The 13978-nt window shown below is 63.6% G+C and carries 20 protein-coding genes and 2 tRNA genes; 9 read left to right on the top strand and 13 right to left on the bottom strand.

What is annotated here, in order from left to right:
* Window position 1: 1 nt before the first annotated feature.
* Window positions 2-114: transfer RNA gene (locus tag ACI8UR_RS00005), tRNA-Glu, on the bottom strand.
* 76 nt (window positions 115-190) lie between these two features.
* Entirely contained in the window at window positions 191-793 is a 603-nt protein-coding gene (locus ACI8UR_RS00010; protein WP_411714600.1) for an NUMOD3 domain-containing DNA-binding protein, read from the bottom strand.
* 196 nt (window positions 794-989) lie between these two features.
* Between ACI8UR_RS00010 and ACI8UR_RS00015 the strand changes: the two genes are divergently transcribed.
* The 3 genes from ACI8UR_RS00015 to ACI8UR_RS00025 all read left to right on the top strand — a co-directional run bounded on the left by ACI8UR_RS00015 (window position 990) and on the right by ACI8UR_RS00025 (window position 3189).
* A complete protein-coding gene (locus tag ACI8UR_RS00015; protein WP_411714599.1) occupies window positions 990-1688 on the top strand; it encodes a hypothetical protein in 699 nt (232 codons plus the stop codon).
* A 114-nt stretch (window positions 1689-1802) separates the two neighbouring features.
* Complete coding sequence (locus ACI8UR_RS00020) at window positions 1803-2846, top strand: NAD(P)/FAD-dependent oxidoreductase (RefSeq protein ID WP_411714598.1); 1044 nt, start codon at window positions 1803-1805, stop codon at window positions 2844-2846.
* 58 nt (window positions 2847-2904) lie between these two features.
* Window positions 2905-3189, top strand: coding sequence for a hypothetical protein (locus tag ACI8UR_RS00025; protein WP_411714597.1), 285 nt, complete (start codon window positions 2905-2907; stop codon window positions 3187-3189).
* A 50-nt stretch (window positions 3190-3239) separates the two neighbouring features.
* On the opposite strand, the gene ACI8UR_RS00030 is transcribed toward ACI8UR_RS00025, so the two are convergent.
* The 3 genes from ACI8UR_RS00030 to ACI8UR_RS00040 form a co-directional block, all read right to left on the bottom strand.
* Window positions 3240-3899: a 2,5-diamino-6-(ribosylamino)-4(3H)-pyrimidinone 5'-phosphate reductase gene (locus tag ACI8UR_RS00030; protein ID WP_411714596.1), complete on the bottom strand. Its 660-nt coding sequence runs from the start codon at window positions 3897-3899 to the stop codon at window positions 3240-3242.
* A gap of 210 nt (window positions 3900-4109) precedes the next feature.
* Window positions 4110-4589: a DUF309 domain-containing protein gene (locus ACI8UR_RS00035; protein WP_411714595.1), complete on the bottom strand. Its 480-nt coding sequence runs from the start codon at window positions 4587-4589 to the stop codon at window positions 4110-4112.
* Between the two features lie 32 nt (window positions 4590-4621).
* Window positions 4622-5071, bottom strand: coding sequence for a hypothetical protein (locus tag ACI8UR_RS00040; RefSeq protein ID WP_411714594.1), 450 nt, complete (start codon window positions 5069-5071; stop codon window positions 4622-4624).
* A 95-nt stretch (window positions 5072-5166) separates the two neighbouring features.
* Here ACI8UR_RS00040 and ACI8UR_RS00045 point away from each other — a divergent pair.
* Window positions 5167-5250, top strand: a tRNA-Leu gene (locus ACI8UR_RS00045).
* Window positions 5251-5328: 78 nt separating this feature from the next.
* Here ACI8UR_RS00045 and ACI8UR_RS00050 read toward each other — a convergent pair.
* Together ACI8UR_RS00050 and ACI8UR_RS00055 are read right to left on the bottom strand one after the other, a co-directional pair.
* On the bottom strand, window positions 5329-5742 hold the full coding sequence (locus tag ACI8UR_RS00050) for a DUF3006 domain-containing protein (protein WP_411714593.1): 414 nt from the start codon (window positions 5740-5742) through the stop codon (window positions 5329-5331).
* A 39-nt stretch (window positions 5743-5781) separates the two neighbouring features.
* Entirely contained in the window at window positions 5782-6045 is a 264-nt protein-coding gene (locus ACI8UR_RS00055; protein WP_411714592.1) for a hypothetical protein, read from the bottom strand.
* A 110-nt stretch (window positions 6046-6155) separates the two neighbouring features.
* On the opposite strand from ACI8UR_RS00055, the gene ACI8UR_RS00060 reads away from it, so the two are divergent.
* Window positions 6156-7289: a DUF63 family protein gene (locus ACI8UR_RS00060; protein WP_411714591.1), complete on the top strand. Its 1134-nt coding sequence runs from the start codon at window positions 6156-6158 to the stop codon at window positions 7287-7289.
* A 148-nt stretch (window positions 7290-7437) separates the two neighbouring features.
* Complete coding sequence (locus ACI8UR_RS00065) at window positions 7438-7689, top strand: MTH865 family protein (RefSeq protein ID WP_411714590.1); 252 nt, start codon at window positions 7438-7440, stop codon at window positions 7687-7689.
* Between the two features lie 106 nt (window positions 7690-7795).
* On the opposite strand, the gene ACI8UR_RS00070 is transcribed toward ACI8UR_RS00065, so the two are convergent.
* The 3 genes from ACI8UR_RS00070 to ACI8UR_RS00080 form a co-directional block, all read right to left on the bottom strand.
* A complete protein-coding gene (locus ACI8UR_RS00070) occupies window positions 7796-8026 on the bottom strand; it encodes a hypothetical protein (RefSeq protein WP_411714589.1) in 231 nt (76 codons plus the stop codon).
* A 123-nt stretch (window positions 8027-8149) separates the two neighbouring features.
* Window positions 8150-9823, bottom strand: a complete 1674-nt coding sequence (locus tag ACI8UR_RS00075) for a class I adenylate-forming enzyme family protein (RefSeq protein ID WP_411714588.1) — start codon at window positions 9821-9823, stop codon at window positions 8150-8152.
* Between the two features lie 117 nt (window positions 9824-9940).
* Entirely contained in the window at window positions 9941-10423 is a 483-nt protein-coding gene (locus ACI8UR_RS00080) for a metal-dependent hydrolase (RefSeq protein WP_411714587.1), read from the bottom strand.
* Window positions 10424-10487: 64 nt separating this feature from the next.
* Here ACI8UR_RS00080 and ACI8UR_RS00085 point away from each other — a divergent pair, with 64 nt between their 5' ends.
* Genes ACI8UR_RS00085 through ACI8UR_RS00095 form a run of 3 tightly spaced genes read left to right on the top strand, consistent with a single transcriptional unit; the run spans window position 10488 to window position 12110 of the window.
* On the top strand, window positions 10488-10619 hold the full coding sequence (locus ACI8UR_RS00085; RefSeq protein WP_411714607.1) for a hypothetical protein: 132 nt from the start codon (window positions 10488-10490) through the stop codon (window positions 10617-10619).
* A 30-nt stretch (window positions 10620-10649) separates the two neighbouring features.
* On the top strand, window positions 10650-11216 hold the full coding sequence (locus tag ACI8UR_RS00090) for a peroxidase-related enzyme (RefSeq protein ID WP_411714586.1): 567 nt from the start codon (window positions 10650-10652) through the stop codon (window positions 11214-11216).
* 45 nt (window positions 11217-11261) lie between these two features.
* Window positions 11262-12110, top strand: a complete 849-nt coding sequence (locus tag ACI8UR_RS00095; protein WP_411714585.1) for a succinylglutamate desuccinylase/aspartoacylase domain-containing protein — start codon at window positions 11262-11264, stop codon at window positions 12108-12110.
* Here ACI8UR_RS00095 and ACI8UR_RS00100 read toward each other — a convergent pair.
* The 3 genes from ACI8UR_RS00100 to ACI8UR_RS00110 are packed head-to-tail and all read right to left on the bottom strand — an operon-like array spanning window position 12107 to window position 13814.
* Window positions 12107-12880 (bottom strand): SDR family NAD(P)-dependent oxidoreductase, encoded by a 774-nt coding sequence (locus ACI8UR_RS00100; RefSeq protein ID WP_415087441.1) that lies wholly within the window; start codon window positions 12878-12880, stop codon window positions 12107-12109. The two genes, ACI8UR_RS00095 and ACI8UR_RS00100, sit on opposite strands and share 4 nt — an antisense overlap.
* Window positions 12881-12922: 42 nt before the next feature.
* Complete coding sequence (locus tag ACI8UR_RS00105) at window positions 12923-13369, bottom strand: UPF0179 family protein (protein WP_411714584.1); 447 nt, start codon at window positions 13367-13369, stop codon at window positions 12923-12925.
* A gap of 52 nt (window positions 13370-13421) precedes the next feature.
* Window positions 13422-13814, bottom strand: a complete 393-nt coding sequence (locus ACI8UR_RS00110) for a DUF5820 family protein (RefSeq protein ID WP_411715387.1) — start codon at window positions 13812-13814, stop codon at window positions 13422-13424.
* Window positions 13815-13978: the final 164 nt, after the last annotated feature.

A 13978-nucleotide genomic window follows, 5' to 3' on the forward strand; every position in this document is an offset into this window, starting at 1 on the left:
ATGCTCGCTAGGGGATTTGAACCCCTGTCATCGGCTATCCTCCCGGCGAAGGAGGAATCCCCTTAGCCGCCGGACGAAAGGCCGATATGATTGGCCGGACTACACCAAGCGAGCGCAGTTGAATTTCAGTGAGGAGGCCGTATAAATCCTGCTCTTTCGCCCCGGCCTTGTCACGGAAAACCACGGCTCACTATGGCGGTTCGATGCCCGATTTGAATCCGAGTCTTCCATGGTCTGCTCGTGGATGGCAGCGTTTACACAATGTAACGAGGTTCGCCAGATCGTGGGCGTCCGAGACGTCGGCCGTCGAGGCCTCACGAAACTCTCGAACAGGGATAATGTGGTGGACTTCGAGGCGATACTCGCTACCGTCGTCTGCACAGTGTTGGCATACCTCATCACGTTTCAGCGCCCATCGACGTGCAATCGACCATCCAGACCCGTACCGGGGGCTGTATCCGCCCTGCCAGTTCGAGTTGTTCTCGCCGGTCGAAGCGTCGCTCATGCGTCGGCGGGTCGTCTCCGAGCGAGTGATTCCCGTCAACGATTCAGAAATCTTTCGCCGGGGTTCCGGGCGGAGCGGCCGCCCGCGGTTGGCCTCGGATATCTTCCGTCGCGTCTCCTCGCCGAACTCCCGTCCGCTTAGCGTCTCCGAAATCCGTTCTTTCACCGACTCCGTCCGCTCTTGGCCGTACAGCGGGTGGTTCTCTCCCGTCAGTTCTCGCGTCTCAATACCGTGGCGATTCATCCACTTCCGAATGGTGCGCGGGGAGACGCCGCAGGCGTTAGCCATCCCCTTCTGTGTTCGCCTCTGTTCGTGGTACTGTTCGTAGAGCCACTCTCGGCGCCGGTACTTCGGGGCATGGATACTGCCTGAACCGCCGTGAACAAAACCGCCGGCCCTCCTCGGTGAAACCGCAGCGTCGGTGTCGAGAACGGGTGTCGCTCAAACACGGATGTTTAATCGGCGCCGTCTCTACGGGTGCAGTATGCCGGTCAAAGAGTCGGGTCGAGGCACGTTCAACGAGATAGACGCCTTCGACGGCGGCGTCGGCTGGATCGCCCATCCCGACGAGACGATGGAGCGGGCAAGCCACGCGCTCGTCGACGGCGACGACGTGTGGCTGGTCGACCCGGTCGACGCCGAGGGGGTCGATGAACACCTCGCCGAATACGGCGACGTTGCTGGCGTCGTCGTACTGTACAATTACCACCGGCGCGACGCGGCCGACATCGCCAAGCGACACGACGTGCCGGTGTCACTCCCAGAGGGGATGACAGCGCTTTCCGACGCCGATGTCTCGGCGCCAGTCGAGCGCATCGACGAGGAACTCGGCGAGACGGGCTACTATCTGCGTGAGGTCACGCACACCGGGTTTTGGCAAGAGTGGGCACTGTTCGACGGCGAGACGCTCGTCACCGCCGAATCTATCGGAGCAGCGTCGTATTTCCTCGCGCCGGGCGAACGTCTGGGAGTGACGCTCATCCGGCGTGCGTTCCCGCCGAAATCACCGCTCGACGAACTCCAGCCGGAGCGTGTCCTCTGCGGCCACGGGGAAGGCGTCTCGACCGACGCCGCAGGCGAACTGCACCGTGCGCTTCGAACCGCGCGGCGGACGGCCCCCCGAATGTACCTCAGACATGCGCCGACGCTCGCACGGAGCATGGTGGCGGCGGCGCTTCGCTGAGGCGCCGGACACGTTCCTTACAGCCGCGTTTCCCCGAGAGCAGTCTTCTCCGAGATTGCGGCGAGGACGCGTGACAGCACAAGCTACATACACGACGACAGGCAAGGTTCCCCCATGACTGAAGAGGAACACCGTCGGCTCGTTATCGCCGGTTCCGGCATCGCTGGGCTGACAGCAGCCATCTATGCGGCTCGGTCGAACAACGACCCGCTCGTGCTCGAAGGCCCCGAGCCAGGCGGCCAGCTGACGCTGACGACGGACGTCGCAAACTACCCCGGATTCCCCGAAGGCATCGGGGGCCCCGACCTCGTCAACAACATGAAAGCGCAGGCCAAGCAGTTCGGCGCCGAGATTGACCACGGCGTCATCGTCGACGTCGACCCCGGCCAGCCCCACCGCATCGAACTCCGTGACGGCACGGTCTACACCGCCGACGCCTTCATCGCGGCGTCGGGAGCCTCCGCCCGAACACTCGGCGTCCCCGGCGAGGACGAACTCATGGGCTACGGCGTCTCTACGTGTGCGACCTGTGATGGCGCGTTCTTCCGCGACGAGGACATGCTCGTCATCGGCGGCGGCGACGCGGCCTGCGAGGAAGCCGCCTTCCTCACGAAGTTCGCCGACACGGTGTATCTCGCCCACCGCCGCGAGGAGTTCCGCGCGGAGGATTACTGGGTCGACCGGATTCGCGAACTCGAAGCCGACGGCGACGTCGAAGTGATGACCAACACCGAACTCCTCGAGATCAACGGCACGGCCGAAGCGGGCGTCGATACCGCCCGCATGGCGCGCAACCCCGACGGCCACCCGAAAGAGAAACTCGACGACCCTGAAACCGAGACGTTCGACATGGACGTCGGGGCCGTCTTCCTCGCCATCGGCCACACGCCGAACACCGAGTATCTGGAGGGCACGGGCGTCGAGATGGACGAGACGGGCTACATAGAGACGGTTGGCGGCGATGGCGGTGGCCAGACCGTAACCGACGTCGATGGCGTCTTCGGCGCCGGCGACGTGGTCGACCACCACTACCAGCAGGCCATCACGGCCGGCGGCATGGGCTGTAAGGCAGCCATCGACGCTGACGACTATCTGGAGGAACTCGACCGCGCCGAAGAGGCGACCGCGGACGCCGACACCGCGGCCGCGGACGACTGACGACACTCTCCGCTTGGACGACCGGAACGCCCTTTTATCGCGCCCCGAAAGACGGTGTATGGCAGGCGACACTGTTACGTTACACATCGAAGGGCCGGGCGACGAAGACGAAGTCACGCTCCCCGAGGAGATGCTCGATCTGATGCGCGAGAACGACGAATCCGACGCCGAAATCGTCGGTGACCTCGCGCTGTTCTCCTGTGCACAGCGCATTCACGCGACTGTCCACCACGCCGAGGGTGGCGACAGCGAGGAGTACCGCGAGATCGAAGAGCAAACGATGGAGCTGTTCGAGGAACGGTTCGGCGCCTCCTACGCCGAACTGACCGGCCACCAGCATTAAGCCGGCCTCTTCTACGACGTTCACGACCCATAGGTAGCGGCAGCCCCGCGCTATCGAACAACCCAGTGCAGCACGACCCCGTCGTCGAGTCGGTCGACGCCGTCCAGTTCCAACTCCGGAAAGTCGGCTACGAACCCTTCGCCGTCGGCCAGCGTCGGCGCCTCCCGGCCACCGATGACGAGCGCGCCGACGTACACCGAGAGTTCGTCGACCAGCCCGGCCTCGACAAGCGAGAAGATCAGCTCTCCGCCGCCTTCCACCATGAGGTGGTCGATGCCATCAGTCGAGAGGGCTTCGAAGGCCGCCGGCAGGTCGACCCGCTCCGCTCCGGCGACGATGAGTGTGGCGCCGACACTCTCCAAGGCTTCGCGTCGGTCGAGCGGTGCGGCCTCGCTCGTCAGAACGTACGTCTCGCGGTCGCCGGCGAGCACGTCGGCGTCCGGCGGCGTTCGACAGCGAGAGTCCGCCACCACGCGGGCGGGTGGGTCAGCGTCCGCGCCGCGGAGTGCAGCGCGGTGGGCTTCGTCGTGGCGCACTAAGGAGGGGTCGTCAGCGAGAACAGTGCCGATACCGACCATGACGGCGTCGGATTCAGCGCGGAGTCGGTCGACGCGGGCGAAATCCTTGTCGCCGCTGATGGCGATTTGCTCGCGGCGACGCGAGGAGAGTTTGCCGTCCGCGCTGACCGCGGCGTTCACCAGCACGTGCATATCGGAGGTGTAACACCCCGGAACAAAACCGTTGGCGTCCGCGATTACTCGGCGGCACAGCTGTTCGGGTCGAGCTCGAGTTCCGTCGCACCGTCTTCGGCGGCGGTCGTACGGCCACGATTGATGGCGATGATGCGTTCGTAGTTCGGTGTGTTCTCGATGACGCATTCGACGAACGCGTCGCGGCCGGCGTCGCGAGCCCGAGCGCCACTAGTCGAACTGCTCGACGTACTCGAACTCCATCGGTCGGGCCTCCGGGAAGCGGTCATCGAACGGGATTCGGAAGCCGTGTAGTTCGGTCGGGTCGTTCAGCGCGTTCGTAAGCGTCGTCCGCACCGCCAGCACGTCGACACCGTAGAAATCGTTCGGGACGCCCTCGAAATACTGCAGTGCAGTGCGGAACAGCGACCGCATTCCATCGTCATCATCGAAGTCGTAGTGTTTGTACGCACCCGCGGCGACCTGCACCATCCCGTGGAGGAACTTGCTTTCGGTGGTGCCGCGGCCGTAGTTGTACCACTCGTATTCGAAGCAGTCATGCGATTCGTGGAATTCGGTGCTGTTGTACAGTCGGACGCCGTGTTCGGTCGCCCGCCGGAGGGTCGCATGCTCCCACTGCCCGTCCGGTCGCCAGCCCGTCGGCTCACCACGGGGCGGGCCGACAGTCGGGTCGCGGGTGTGGTCGTCCATCAGTATCTCCTATCTGCTCGAGCGCCGTAACGCTAGAGGTCTTTGGCGATGCCACGCAGGCCGTGCATCCGTTCGCGTTTACCCTGTATCTCATCGGCCGACATGACTGTCGAAAGACGCGTCTCGCGGACGTGCTCTTCGACCGTTTCGACGGCGTGTTGGTCGATTTCGACGCTCCGGAGATGGTCGGCGACACGCTCGAGTTCGTCCGTGGAGGCACGCTTGCCACCATCGGCACCGGTGATCGACCAGCTGAGGGTGCGGGCGTCGGTTTTCTCCTCGCGGAGCGTGGCCGCGCCGGTGAGCGTGAGCGTCTTCGCCGTCACCCACGGAAGCATGTCGCGGTTGTCGTATTCGAGGTCGTCGACGAGCATCGTGATCGCCCGGTCTGAAAGCGAGAGTCGCTGCCGGCCTTCCTGGCCGACGGAGACGTCGAGTTTGTACTCCTCGCCCTCGGTGGCGAGATACGGAGCGATTGCCATACCGGCTGTACGAACTCCGCACACTTCGCTCACTCGCTTCTTCGCGGGGAACCCGCAACGCTTTACCCGACGCCTCCACGTACTTCCACTCGCGTGCGAGGGTAGCCAAGCCCGGAAACGGCGGCGGACTCAAGATCCGCTCCTGTAGAGGTCCGAGGGTTCAAATCCCTTCCCTCGCATCGCCTGCGCGCCGCCTCCCGCGGCGCGTGAAGATGCACGAAGTGGTTTGAGCCACGGAGGGCGCGTCCTCCGGTGGTTCAAATCCCTTCCCTCGCACTGCTCCGCAGTGCGGAAGACCGCTCTTGGAGCGGCCTTCCCTCGCAAAGATTCTCCGAACGCTGCCCCGAAGAGCCGCCCGGCCGTACTGATCTGTCGGTGAGTGTCTTGATTCGCTCTGTCAGTTCGGCGGAGCGGGACGCCGTCGCTGGCCGGTCGAGTTCGTAGCCGTCGTCCCGGACGCGCAGCACGGCTCCATCCTCGCGGGCGGCTTTCGGCAGCGCGTCGACTTGGACGCTCCGCTGGTCGATGATGCGGTCGTCAGATTCGATGAGAAGCACCGCCTTGTCCCCGACGATACGGTCGATGACGGCGGTTTGATTCGATGAGACACCGGTATCGGCGGTGCTTGTGGTCATCACGACGAACAGCGCGAGCGCGAGCAGATAGCGCATCGCGGCGAGTTGGCCCCGGATTCGTATATAAAATATCGGCTACTCGTCGGCGCGTTCGACGGCTGTAATCTCACCGACCGATTCCCAGCCATCCTTGGTTTCCTTACCGGCGACGAGTGGGTCGTCTTCGCCGTCGGTGACCAGTCGGTAGGTGGTGCCGTCGGCATCGGCGCCCTCTGCCTGGAACGCTTCCTGGAAGAACTCTGCCGAGCGCATATTGAGCGTGACCGTCTCGCCGTTTTCGAAGGTCAACTGCACGTCATCGGGCGTGATGTTGTGCACGCGCTTTGCGAGCGTGTTCATACTCTGGGGACGTCGGGCAGCGTCAACGGCGTTGTGGTTTCGACGGCGAGCGTGCGGCGGCCGAACCCACGACCGGAAGCGTGAAACGACCCGCGGCCGGGACTCTCGGTATGGAGCTTCCCGAGGGACTCGACCCCGCTCGCGCGTGGCTTGCGGCGTTCGTCGGTGGAATCGTCCTCACGGTCGTCGGCGCCATCGCCTTCCCCCGCCAGGTGTACGACGGCTTCCTGTGGCGGTATTTCTGGGGGCCGGTCGACGCCGACGCCCACGGCGCGACGTGTGCGGTTCGCTCCGGTGGGATGACCGAACGTCTCTACACCCGCTCGGCCTGTGCCGCAGCGGAGGGTGTCACAGCCACGCCGGGGTATACGACGACCTCGACCGTGAGCTACGCCCTCATCTTGGTGTTCATGCTCGTCGGCGTGTTGCTTTTGCTCCGGAAACTCGACGTCCAGATGTCCCATCGGTTCTACGTCGCGCTGTTTCCGTACATGCTGTTCGGAGGCGCGCTCCGGGTTGTCGAGGATGTCAACGCGACGTTCGTCCGCGAGAACGTCGGCATGCTCATCCCGTTCCCGTCGGTGGCGCTCATCATCAGTCCGTTCATCTACTTCACCATGTTCGGCTTCACGCTGGCAGCGCTCGTGGGAACGATCTATCTGGCCCGCCGTGACGTGCTGGAGGCGTTCGAACCGGCGTTAGCCACCGTGGGCGCGGCGGCACTCGCGGTGACTGTCGGCGCACTCCTCTACGTGTCGGCGACATCCTCGATTGTCGGCTTCTACCCCGCCGTCGCGATTATCGTCCTCGTCGGTGCGACGCTCGTCGCATCGGCCTTCTGGTGGGGCTCACAGCGATACGCGCCATATATCAACGAGGGAACCGGTCGCATGGGTACGCTCGTCGTGTGGGGCCACTCCGTCGATGGCATTGCGAACGTCCTCAGCCTCGACTGGAACGAGGAACTCGGGCTGCCTGTGGCGTACGGCTCGAAACACGTCATCAACGACGCTGTCGTCCGCATCACCGGCAGCGTCCAGCCGGAGTGGCTCTCGGAGGCCATTGGCACCGCCTGGCCCTTCATGCTCATCAAAATCGGCGCCGCCATCGCCGTCGTCTGGGTGTTCGACCGCCAGATATTCGAGGAGAGTCCGCGGTACGCCTACCTCCTGCTCATCGCCATCCTCGCGGTTGGCCTTGGCCCGGGCACCCGTGATATGTTGCGGGCGACGCTGGGCATCTAAGCTGCTTACCAGAGTTAACCTATACGCACTCAAATTTTTAGGTGGAAGAAATGGATTCGAGCGAACAACCGTAATAAACTTTGTAAGCAGTTTCAGTTTCCATTGTCGAATGTTTTTTATTACGGCTACCGCATTGTCTGGGTGTATCATGGCAGACAGAGACGAACTCCGCGAGCAGATGATAGACGCCTTCGAAGGCGCAGACTACCCGATCAACAGCCCGATGGACCTCGTGCCCGCCCTCCCGCAGGGCCCCGGCACGACGTTCGAATCCGGCGACTTCACCATGACAGCCATGGAGCTCAACACGAAACTCGGCGGCGGTGACTTCCCGTACGACGCCGCTGAGGACTTCGTTGACGATGTCTTAGAGCAGCTCGAAGACGAAGACCTCATCTAGGGCTCCGTTCGCCAACAGACGCTGTTTTCGCATATCTCTTGAGAGCCGTCCGTCTGGCACTCCCGTGAGCACCGTCGAGAAATCATACCGAAGCGGCTAGAGGGCGTTACTGAGGATCGCGCGTCGCTTCGACGACTGGCGCTTTTTCGGGCAACTTGAACACCAGTCTGCCCAGTGGTGACGTGCCTTCGATATCCCCGGCGCTGCCAGGGCGTTCCTGTTTCACACTCTGGACGCACTCCCGAACGTCCGACTCCCATTTTCCACTATACTCAATCTCGAGGTCTTTCGTGACCATACCGACCGTACCGTCGGCGTCTCTGAAGTAGAGGCTCATATCGTGGGGTGGTTCCACACTCAACGTATTTTGTCTCCTCACTGATTATTCAGTTCGCTTGTCACCAAGGGCCCTTTTACAAGCGGTATAGGAGAATGCCTCGGGGCTTGACCCCGAGGCGATTCACAGTTCTTCGCTGGAACCGAGTGCACCGCCGAGCCGCTCTTCTATCTCCTCTTCGAGTTTGAACCGCTGCACCTTCTGCGTCGCCGACCGCGGCAGCTCGTCGATGAAGAAGATGCGCCGGGGGTGGGCGTAGGTGGCAACGTGATCGAGCGTGAACTCGCGGAGTTCCTCCTCGCTGATGTCGGCGCCATCCTCCAGGACGACGAAGGCGACGGGTGCTTCGCCCTTGATTTCGTGGGGCGCGCCCACGACGGCTGCTTCGGCCACATCGGGATGTTCGTAGAGGGCGTCCTCGACCTCGGCGGGGTAGATGTTCTCGCCGCCGGCGATGATCATATCGTCGGCGCGGTCGACCATCCAGAAGTACGCGTCCTGGTCGACGCGAGCGATGTCTTCGGTGTAGAACCAACCCTCATCGTCGAACACCGCCTCGGTCTTCTCGGGGCGGTTGTGGTAGCCCTTGAACACGTTTGGCCCGCGGATGGCGATTTCGCCGGTCACCTGCGCCTCATCCGAGAAGTCGATGTCCTCGTTGGGGTTCGGTTCGAGGTCGTCGACGGAGATGCGCGTCTCCCGGGTGTCCGGGTCGACGAGTTTGAGGTCGATACCCCGGAGCGCTGGCCCGATACAGCCGGCCGCTTTCCGGACGCCGCGAGATGGTTCGACCGCCCCGGCCGGCCCGGTTTCAGTCATTCCCCAGCCTTCCGTCATTGGGACGCCCCACGCCTCCTCGATGGTGCGGCGGGTGTCGTCCGCCAGCGGTGCGGCCGCACAGACGACATCCTCCAGCGATTCCAGATCGAAGGCGTCCGGGTTCTCACGGTACACCTGCCACATCATGTTGTAGATGGCGGGCACGCCGGCGAAGTTCGTCACCTCGTTGTCCGAGATGGTCTGCAGAATCATCTGGGGATCGGGGCGCGGAACCATGTGCATCTTCGAGCCGTTGTAGAGGTAGGTGCCCTGGATGGCGTTCAGCGCGTAGATATGGAACAGCGGCAACACGAGCACGATGCTGTCGTCGGGGTCGATAGCCAGCCCGCCCTTCGCGTAGGATTCGATGGTCGAAAGGAGGTTCTCGTGGGTCATAAGCACCCCTTTCGGCTTGCCCGTCGTCCCCGACGTGTACGGCTGGACGGCGACGTCGTCGTACTCTCGGTCGACGGTGTCGAACTCATCATCGGCTTCGGCGACGGCCTGGGAGTAGTTCACCGCGCCGCCCTCGCTGACGCCGGAGACGTAGACGTTCGAGACGCCGGCGCGTTCGGCCAGTTCGGTCGGACCGATGATCTGGCCCTCCTCGGTGTCCATGCCGCCCGCAAGCAGCGGCGATCCGACCATGTGGTCAATGTCGGCGTCCTGCAGAACGAACTCCAGCGTGTTCGGATCCATCCGGAGGTTCAGCGGTACCGGGACAGCACCGCTTTTCAGCGCCCCGAAGTACGCCTCCGGGAACTGGTCTGTATTCGGAATGTATAGACCGACGCGGTCGCCCGGTTCGACGCCGTTATCGACGAGCATATTCGCGACGCTGTTGGCGCTCGCCTCCAACTCGTTGAACGACGTCTCCTGGCCCATGAACGTGATCGCGGTCTTGTCCCCATACCGATGGGCTGCCATCGACGGCAGATCGCCCATATGCTGCAGCGGTTCACCGTTATAATATTCCATGGTAGCATCCGACAATTCGAACGACGGGGCTTAAAGATTCTCCCGGCCAAATCCGGCACAGGAGACGGGTTCTAAGCCGTTTATTCGATCGCGGTTGCGGTGCCAATCGAGGACTCCTCAGACCTGCCCTGCGAGATATCCGACCGTGGCGGTCACGCCGATGCCGAGCGCCAGGAGTCCGTAGTTCGCAATCGGGTTCGATGCCGTCACGAAATCAACCGAGAATCGCTTGCCCGACACCGGCCACAGAAGCGGCACGCCAGCGGGCGTGAGCGCATCCGCGAGCAGATGCGACCCGACGGCGACAGTCGCGACCACGATACCGAGTCCGGCGGTGCGGGCCGAATCCGTGCCGAACGCGTCTGCGAAGGCGAAGCCGGCAACGGCGAGGACGGCAGCGGTGAGAAGTACGAACAGAATCGTATGCGTCACGCCACGGTGTTCGATGAACGGCACGCGGAGGTCGTAATCCGGCAGGCGGGCCAAAGCGACCGTGCCGACGCCACCCAGCACGGCGAACGCCGGGTCGACGGATAACAGGAGAAATCCCACCGGCGCGTACAACAGCAGCGCGGCCCCGTAATGTCCCGTCTTGTACATACCCCACGTTCGACGCCGGGAAGCAAGAACCTGTATATGCGGCGGCCCAAGGCGAGGCATGCTCGTGGATACGTTCGGACCGTTCCTCATTCCGGCAGTCGTTTTCCTCATCGGCGTGATCTTCTACGCGCTCGTCGTCGTTCTGAGCCGACTCCGTGACAGCGAGGACTACCGCACCGGCGACTCCGGGGAATGAGTTTTACTCTCACGGGGTGTCGGCATCTACATGGACGACGACGCGATGACCCGTTTTCCGGTGCCAGACCGCGCGGAGATCCCCGACGATATCCTCGAACGCATCGATGAGGAGACGGAAGAGGCCGGCTTCACGCCGAACGTTTTCGACGCCTTCGCCTACAAACCGAGCCACTTCCGGGCGTTCTTCGCGTACCACGACGCCGTGACCGAGGACACGACGCTCGAACGCCCCGAGATCGAGATGCTCATCGTCACCGTCTCCGGCATCAACGACTGTCTGTACTGCGTCGTTGCGCATGGCGCCCTACTGCGAATCTTTGCGGATGCGCCGAAGCTCGCAGACCAGCTGGCGACGAATCACCGGTCGGCCGACCTCTCCGACCAGCACCGCGCCATGCTCGATTTCGCCGAGACGCTCACCGAATCGCCGGGCGATATCGACGATTCGGACGTCAAACGTCTCCGGGACGCCGGCTTCTCCTCGGAGGAAATCTGGGACATCGGCAGCGTCGTCTCGGTGTTCAATCTCTCGAACCGGATGGCGACGCTCGCGGATATGCGCCCCAACGACGCTTTCTACGAGATGGGCCGATGACGGAAGCGCGGGGTTCATAGCCCCGGACACGCTACAACCGGGTAGATGCGTGTCGAGACGCTGGGCGACGGCGAGGCCGAAGTCGCCATTGTCGGTGGCATTCACGGTGACGAGCCGTGCGGCCCGGCGGCCGTCGAAGCACTCCTCGACGCCGACCTCGAGGTCGAACGCCCCGTCAAACTCATCGTCGCGAACGAGAAGGCGCTCTCCCGTGGCGTCCGCTACGTGGAAGAAGACCTGAACCGTGCGTTCCCCGGGTCGCCGGACGCCGATACCCACGAGGGGCGGCTCGCCCACGAACTGCTCACCGAGATTCGCGGCTGCGATATCCTCTCTTTGCATTCGACCCAATCGTACGCAGCCCCGTTCGCCCTCGTCGATGAGCTCGACGGCTACGCTCGCTCTATCTGCCCGTATCTGTCCGTCGAGGCGGTCGTCGAGACCGCCCAGTACAGCGAGGGCCGCCTCATCGCCTACCCGAACGTCGTTGAGCTCGAATGCGGCATCCAGCGCTCCGCCGCTGCCGCAGAGAACGCGAAATCGCTGGCCCGTGAGTTCCTCGTCGCCGCCGGCGTCATCTCGGGAGAGGAGAAAACGCCGCGAGACCACCCCCTGCCAGTGTTCCGACTCGACCAGCGGATTCCGAAACCCGAGGCTGAGGAGTACGAGGTGTTCGTCGAGAACTTCGAGCGCGTCACCGAGGGGCAACGCTTCGCCGCCGCCGATGGCGACCCACTCGATGCCGAACAGCCGTTCTACCCCATCCTGCTTTCGGCGTACGGCTACCAGCAGACGTTCGGATACGCGGGTGACCTCGTGGGGCGGCTCGACAACGAGGGGGCAGCCGTCCCCGCCGCGGACAGTTCGGCGACCGCGGATGGTCCGAACCGTTAGTACCAGGTGCCGCCGGCGTCGACCGCGATTTCCTGTGCCGTCACTTTTCGAGCGTTCGGCCCGGCCAGATACGCTACCTGCTCGGCGACGTCCGCCGGTGGGATGTAGAAATCCGGCAGCGCGAAATCATCCGGGCCGATGCTGGACGGCTCGGCGTTCTCGACGGCCGCCAGTTCGGCTTGCTTTTCGACGACCTCCTCGATGCGGTCGCCTTCGACGGGGCCGGGGAGCACGGAGTTGACCGTCACATCGTCGCGTCCGAGTTCGTACGCCAGCGTTCGCGTGAGGCCGATGAGCCCCATCTTCGAGGCGGCGTACGGCGTCCGGTTCGGATAGGGCCGTTTGCCGCCGATGGACGCGATATTGATGACACTCCCCTGGTCGCTCTCCCGGAGATACTGGGCGGCGTGTTTCACGCAGGTCAGCGCACCGGCGACGTTGACCGCCTGTACCTCCAGAAACTCCTCTGGGTCGACCCGGTCGAACGGTTCGACCGGCCCGGAGACGCCCGCGTTGTTGACCACGCAATCGAGGCCGCCGAACGCATCGGCCGTCTCCTCGATTGCGGCTTTGACGTTCTCCTCGTCGGTCACATCCGTTTTGACAGCGAGCGTCCGGTCGTCGGCGTCGATGCGCTCTGCGGTGTCGTAGATGCCGTCGCTTCTGGCCGCCAGCGCGACGTTCGCGCCGTGGTCGGCGAGCGTTTCGGCGATCTCCTGGCCGATGCCTTGGCTCGCTCCTGTGACGAACGCAGTGATGTTGGATAGCACACAGCAAAACGCGATTGGGCCGAGTAAAAACGTTCGGCCGACTCACTCCTCGTCGGCTGCGAACTCCACGAGCGTCAAATCACGGTCGAGCATGCAGTAGTCGTGTGGCGGGTCGCCGACGACTTCGGTAATCTGGTGTTCTTCATCGAACTCCGCGCCGGCGGGTTCACAGAACTCGTGGCTCGGACATTCCGTGTACGGACACGGCCCGGCCAGCTCGGCCTTGCTGCCCGCGTAGGCGGCGTTCGAGGGGACGTTCGCGAGCACGGGGGCGGGCTCGACTTCAACGGCCGTCACGCCCGCCTCGTGGACGGCACATTCGAGCGTTCCGGATTCGCGGACGCTGGTCACGCGGTATCGGTGGCCCTCGGTGAGGTTGAGACACTGCTCGCGGTAGGGACAGCCCTCGCAGGCCGTCGACTCGCCACCGTAGACGAACTCGGTGCCCACCTCCGCGAGCCGTTCGCCGATGAGCGTGACCGTAGGCATACGCGAGTGTTTCCTCGGGGTGGTGTTAAGGCCGTCGCCGTCGCCGTCGCGGCTATTCCTGACCGTCAGTCAGTTCGTCCAGTCGCTCGAAGTACGCCTCCCGCGGCACCTGATAGAGGCCGCGGTAATCGACATCGCCGTTCGAGAAGCGTCGCGTCAGCTCCGCGGCTCCATCGAGGGCATCCGAGAAACTGTCGTAGGAATCCGGATCGCGGCTGACCTCGGGCTCTAAAAAGAGCGTCACCATCCACGGTGCGTTCGGCGGGAGGTTCCGATTGCCCTCCGGACGCCGACTGCGACGGCCGCGGGTGACGTAGACGGTCGGCATGCAGGGGGCAGGGAACTCGCTGCCGTTGAAGACGTTGGGCCGGTATGCGAGGATGGCACGGTCGTCCTCGGCGTTCCAGACCGTCCAACCGTTCCCCAGCGCCGCCTCGTCGAGCATATTCCGTCGTTCGGACTCCGGCCGTATCAGCTTCCCGGTTATAAACCATGTCTGACGCGCGGCGGACGAAAATCCTTGTGGCCGCTCCTATCCCGGTGGTGTTTGCTGGTTTCCCTCGATTCGTGTTCCGGCCTACCGTGGGAAAAGGGAACAAAGTTTATACT

Origin of the sequence: Natronomonas sp., from assembly GCF_047616845.1 — an archaeon.
Classification (GTDB): Archaea; Halobacteriota; Halobacteria; order Halobacteriales; family Haloarculaceae; genus Natronomonas.

Coding starts and splice junctions, on each gene's coding strand:
- ACI8UR_RS00010 (WP_411714600.1), bottom strand. CDS start 793: ATGGCTAACGCCTGCGGCGTCTCCCCGCGCACCATTCGGAAGTGGATG.
- ACI8UR_RS00015 (WP_411714599.1), top strand. CDS start 990: ATGCCGGTCAAAGAGTCGGGTCGAGGCACGTTCAACGAGATAGACGCC.
- ACI8UR_RS00020 (WP_411714598.1), top strand. CDS start 1,803: ATGACTGAAGAGGAACACCGTCGGCTCGTTATCGCCGGTTCCGGCATC.
- ACI8UR_RS00025 (WP_411714597.1), top strand. CDS start 2,905: ATGGCAGGCGACACTGTTACGTTACACATCGAAGGGCCGGGCGACGAA.
- ACI8UR_RS00030 (WP_411714596.1), bottom strand. CDS start 3,899: ATGCACGTGCTGGTGAACGCCGCGGTCAGCGCGGACGGCAAACTCTCC.
- ACI8UR_RS00035 (WP_411714595.1), bottom strand. CDS start 4,589: ATGGACGACCACACCCGCGACCCGACTGTCGGCCCGCCCCGTGGTGAG.
- ACI8UR_RS00040 (WP_411714594.1), bottom strand. CDS start 5,071: ATGGCAATCGCTCCGTATCTCGCCACCGAGGGCGAGGAGTACAAACTC.
- ACI8UR_RS00050 (WP_411714593.1), bottom strand. CDS start 5,742: ATGCGCTATCTGCTCGCGCTCGCGCTGTTCGTCGTGATGACCACAAGC.
- ACI8UR_RS00055 (WP_411714592.1), bottom strand. CDS start 6,045: ATGAACACGCTCGCAAAGCGCGTGCACAACATCACGCCCGATGACGTG.
- ACI8UR_RS00060 (WP_411714591.1), top strand. CDS start 6,156: ATGGAGCTTCCCGAGGGACTCGACCCCGCTCGCGCGTGGCTTGCGGCG.
- ACI8UR_RS00065 (WP_411714590.1), top strand. CDS start 7,438: ATGGCAGACAGAGACGAACTCCGCGAGCAGATGATAGACGCCTTCGAA.
- ACI8UR_RS00070 (WP_411714589.1), bottom strand. CDS start 8,026: ATGAGCCTCTACTTCAGAGACGCCGACGGTACGGTCGGTATGGTCACG.
- ACI8UR_RS00075 (WP_411714588.1), bottom strand. CDS start 9,823: ATGGAATATTATAACGGTGAACCGCTGCAGCATATGGGCGATCTGCCG.
- ACI8UR_RS00080 (WP_411714587.1), bottom strand. CDS start 10,423: ATGTACAAGACGGGACATTACGGGGCCGCGCTGCTGTTGTACGCGCCG.
- ACI8UR_RS00090 (WP_411714586.1), top strand. CDS start 10,650: ATGGACGACGACGCGATGACCCGTTTTCCGGTGCCAGACCGCGCGGAG.
- ACI8UR_RS00095 (WP_411714585.1), top strand. CDS start 11,262: ATGCGTGTCGAGACGCTGGGCGACGGCGAGGCCGAAGTCGCCATTGTC.
- ACI8UR_RS00105 (WP_411714584.1), bottom strand. CDS start 13,369: ATGCCTACGGTCACGCTCATCGGCGAACGGCTCGCGGAGGTGGGCACC.
- ACI8UR_RS00110 (WP_411715387.1), bottom strand. CDS start 13,814: ATGCTCGACGAGGCGGCGCTGGGGAACGGTTGGACGGTCTGGAACGCC.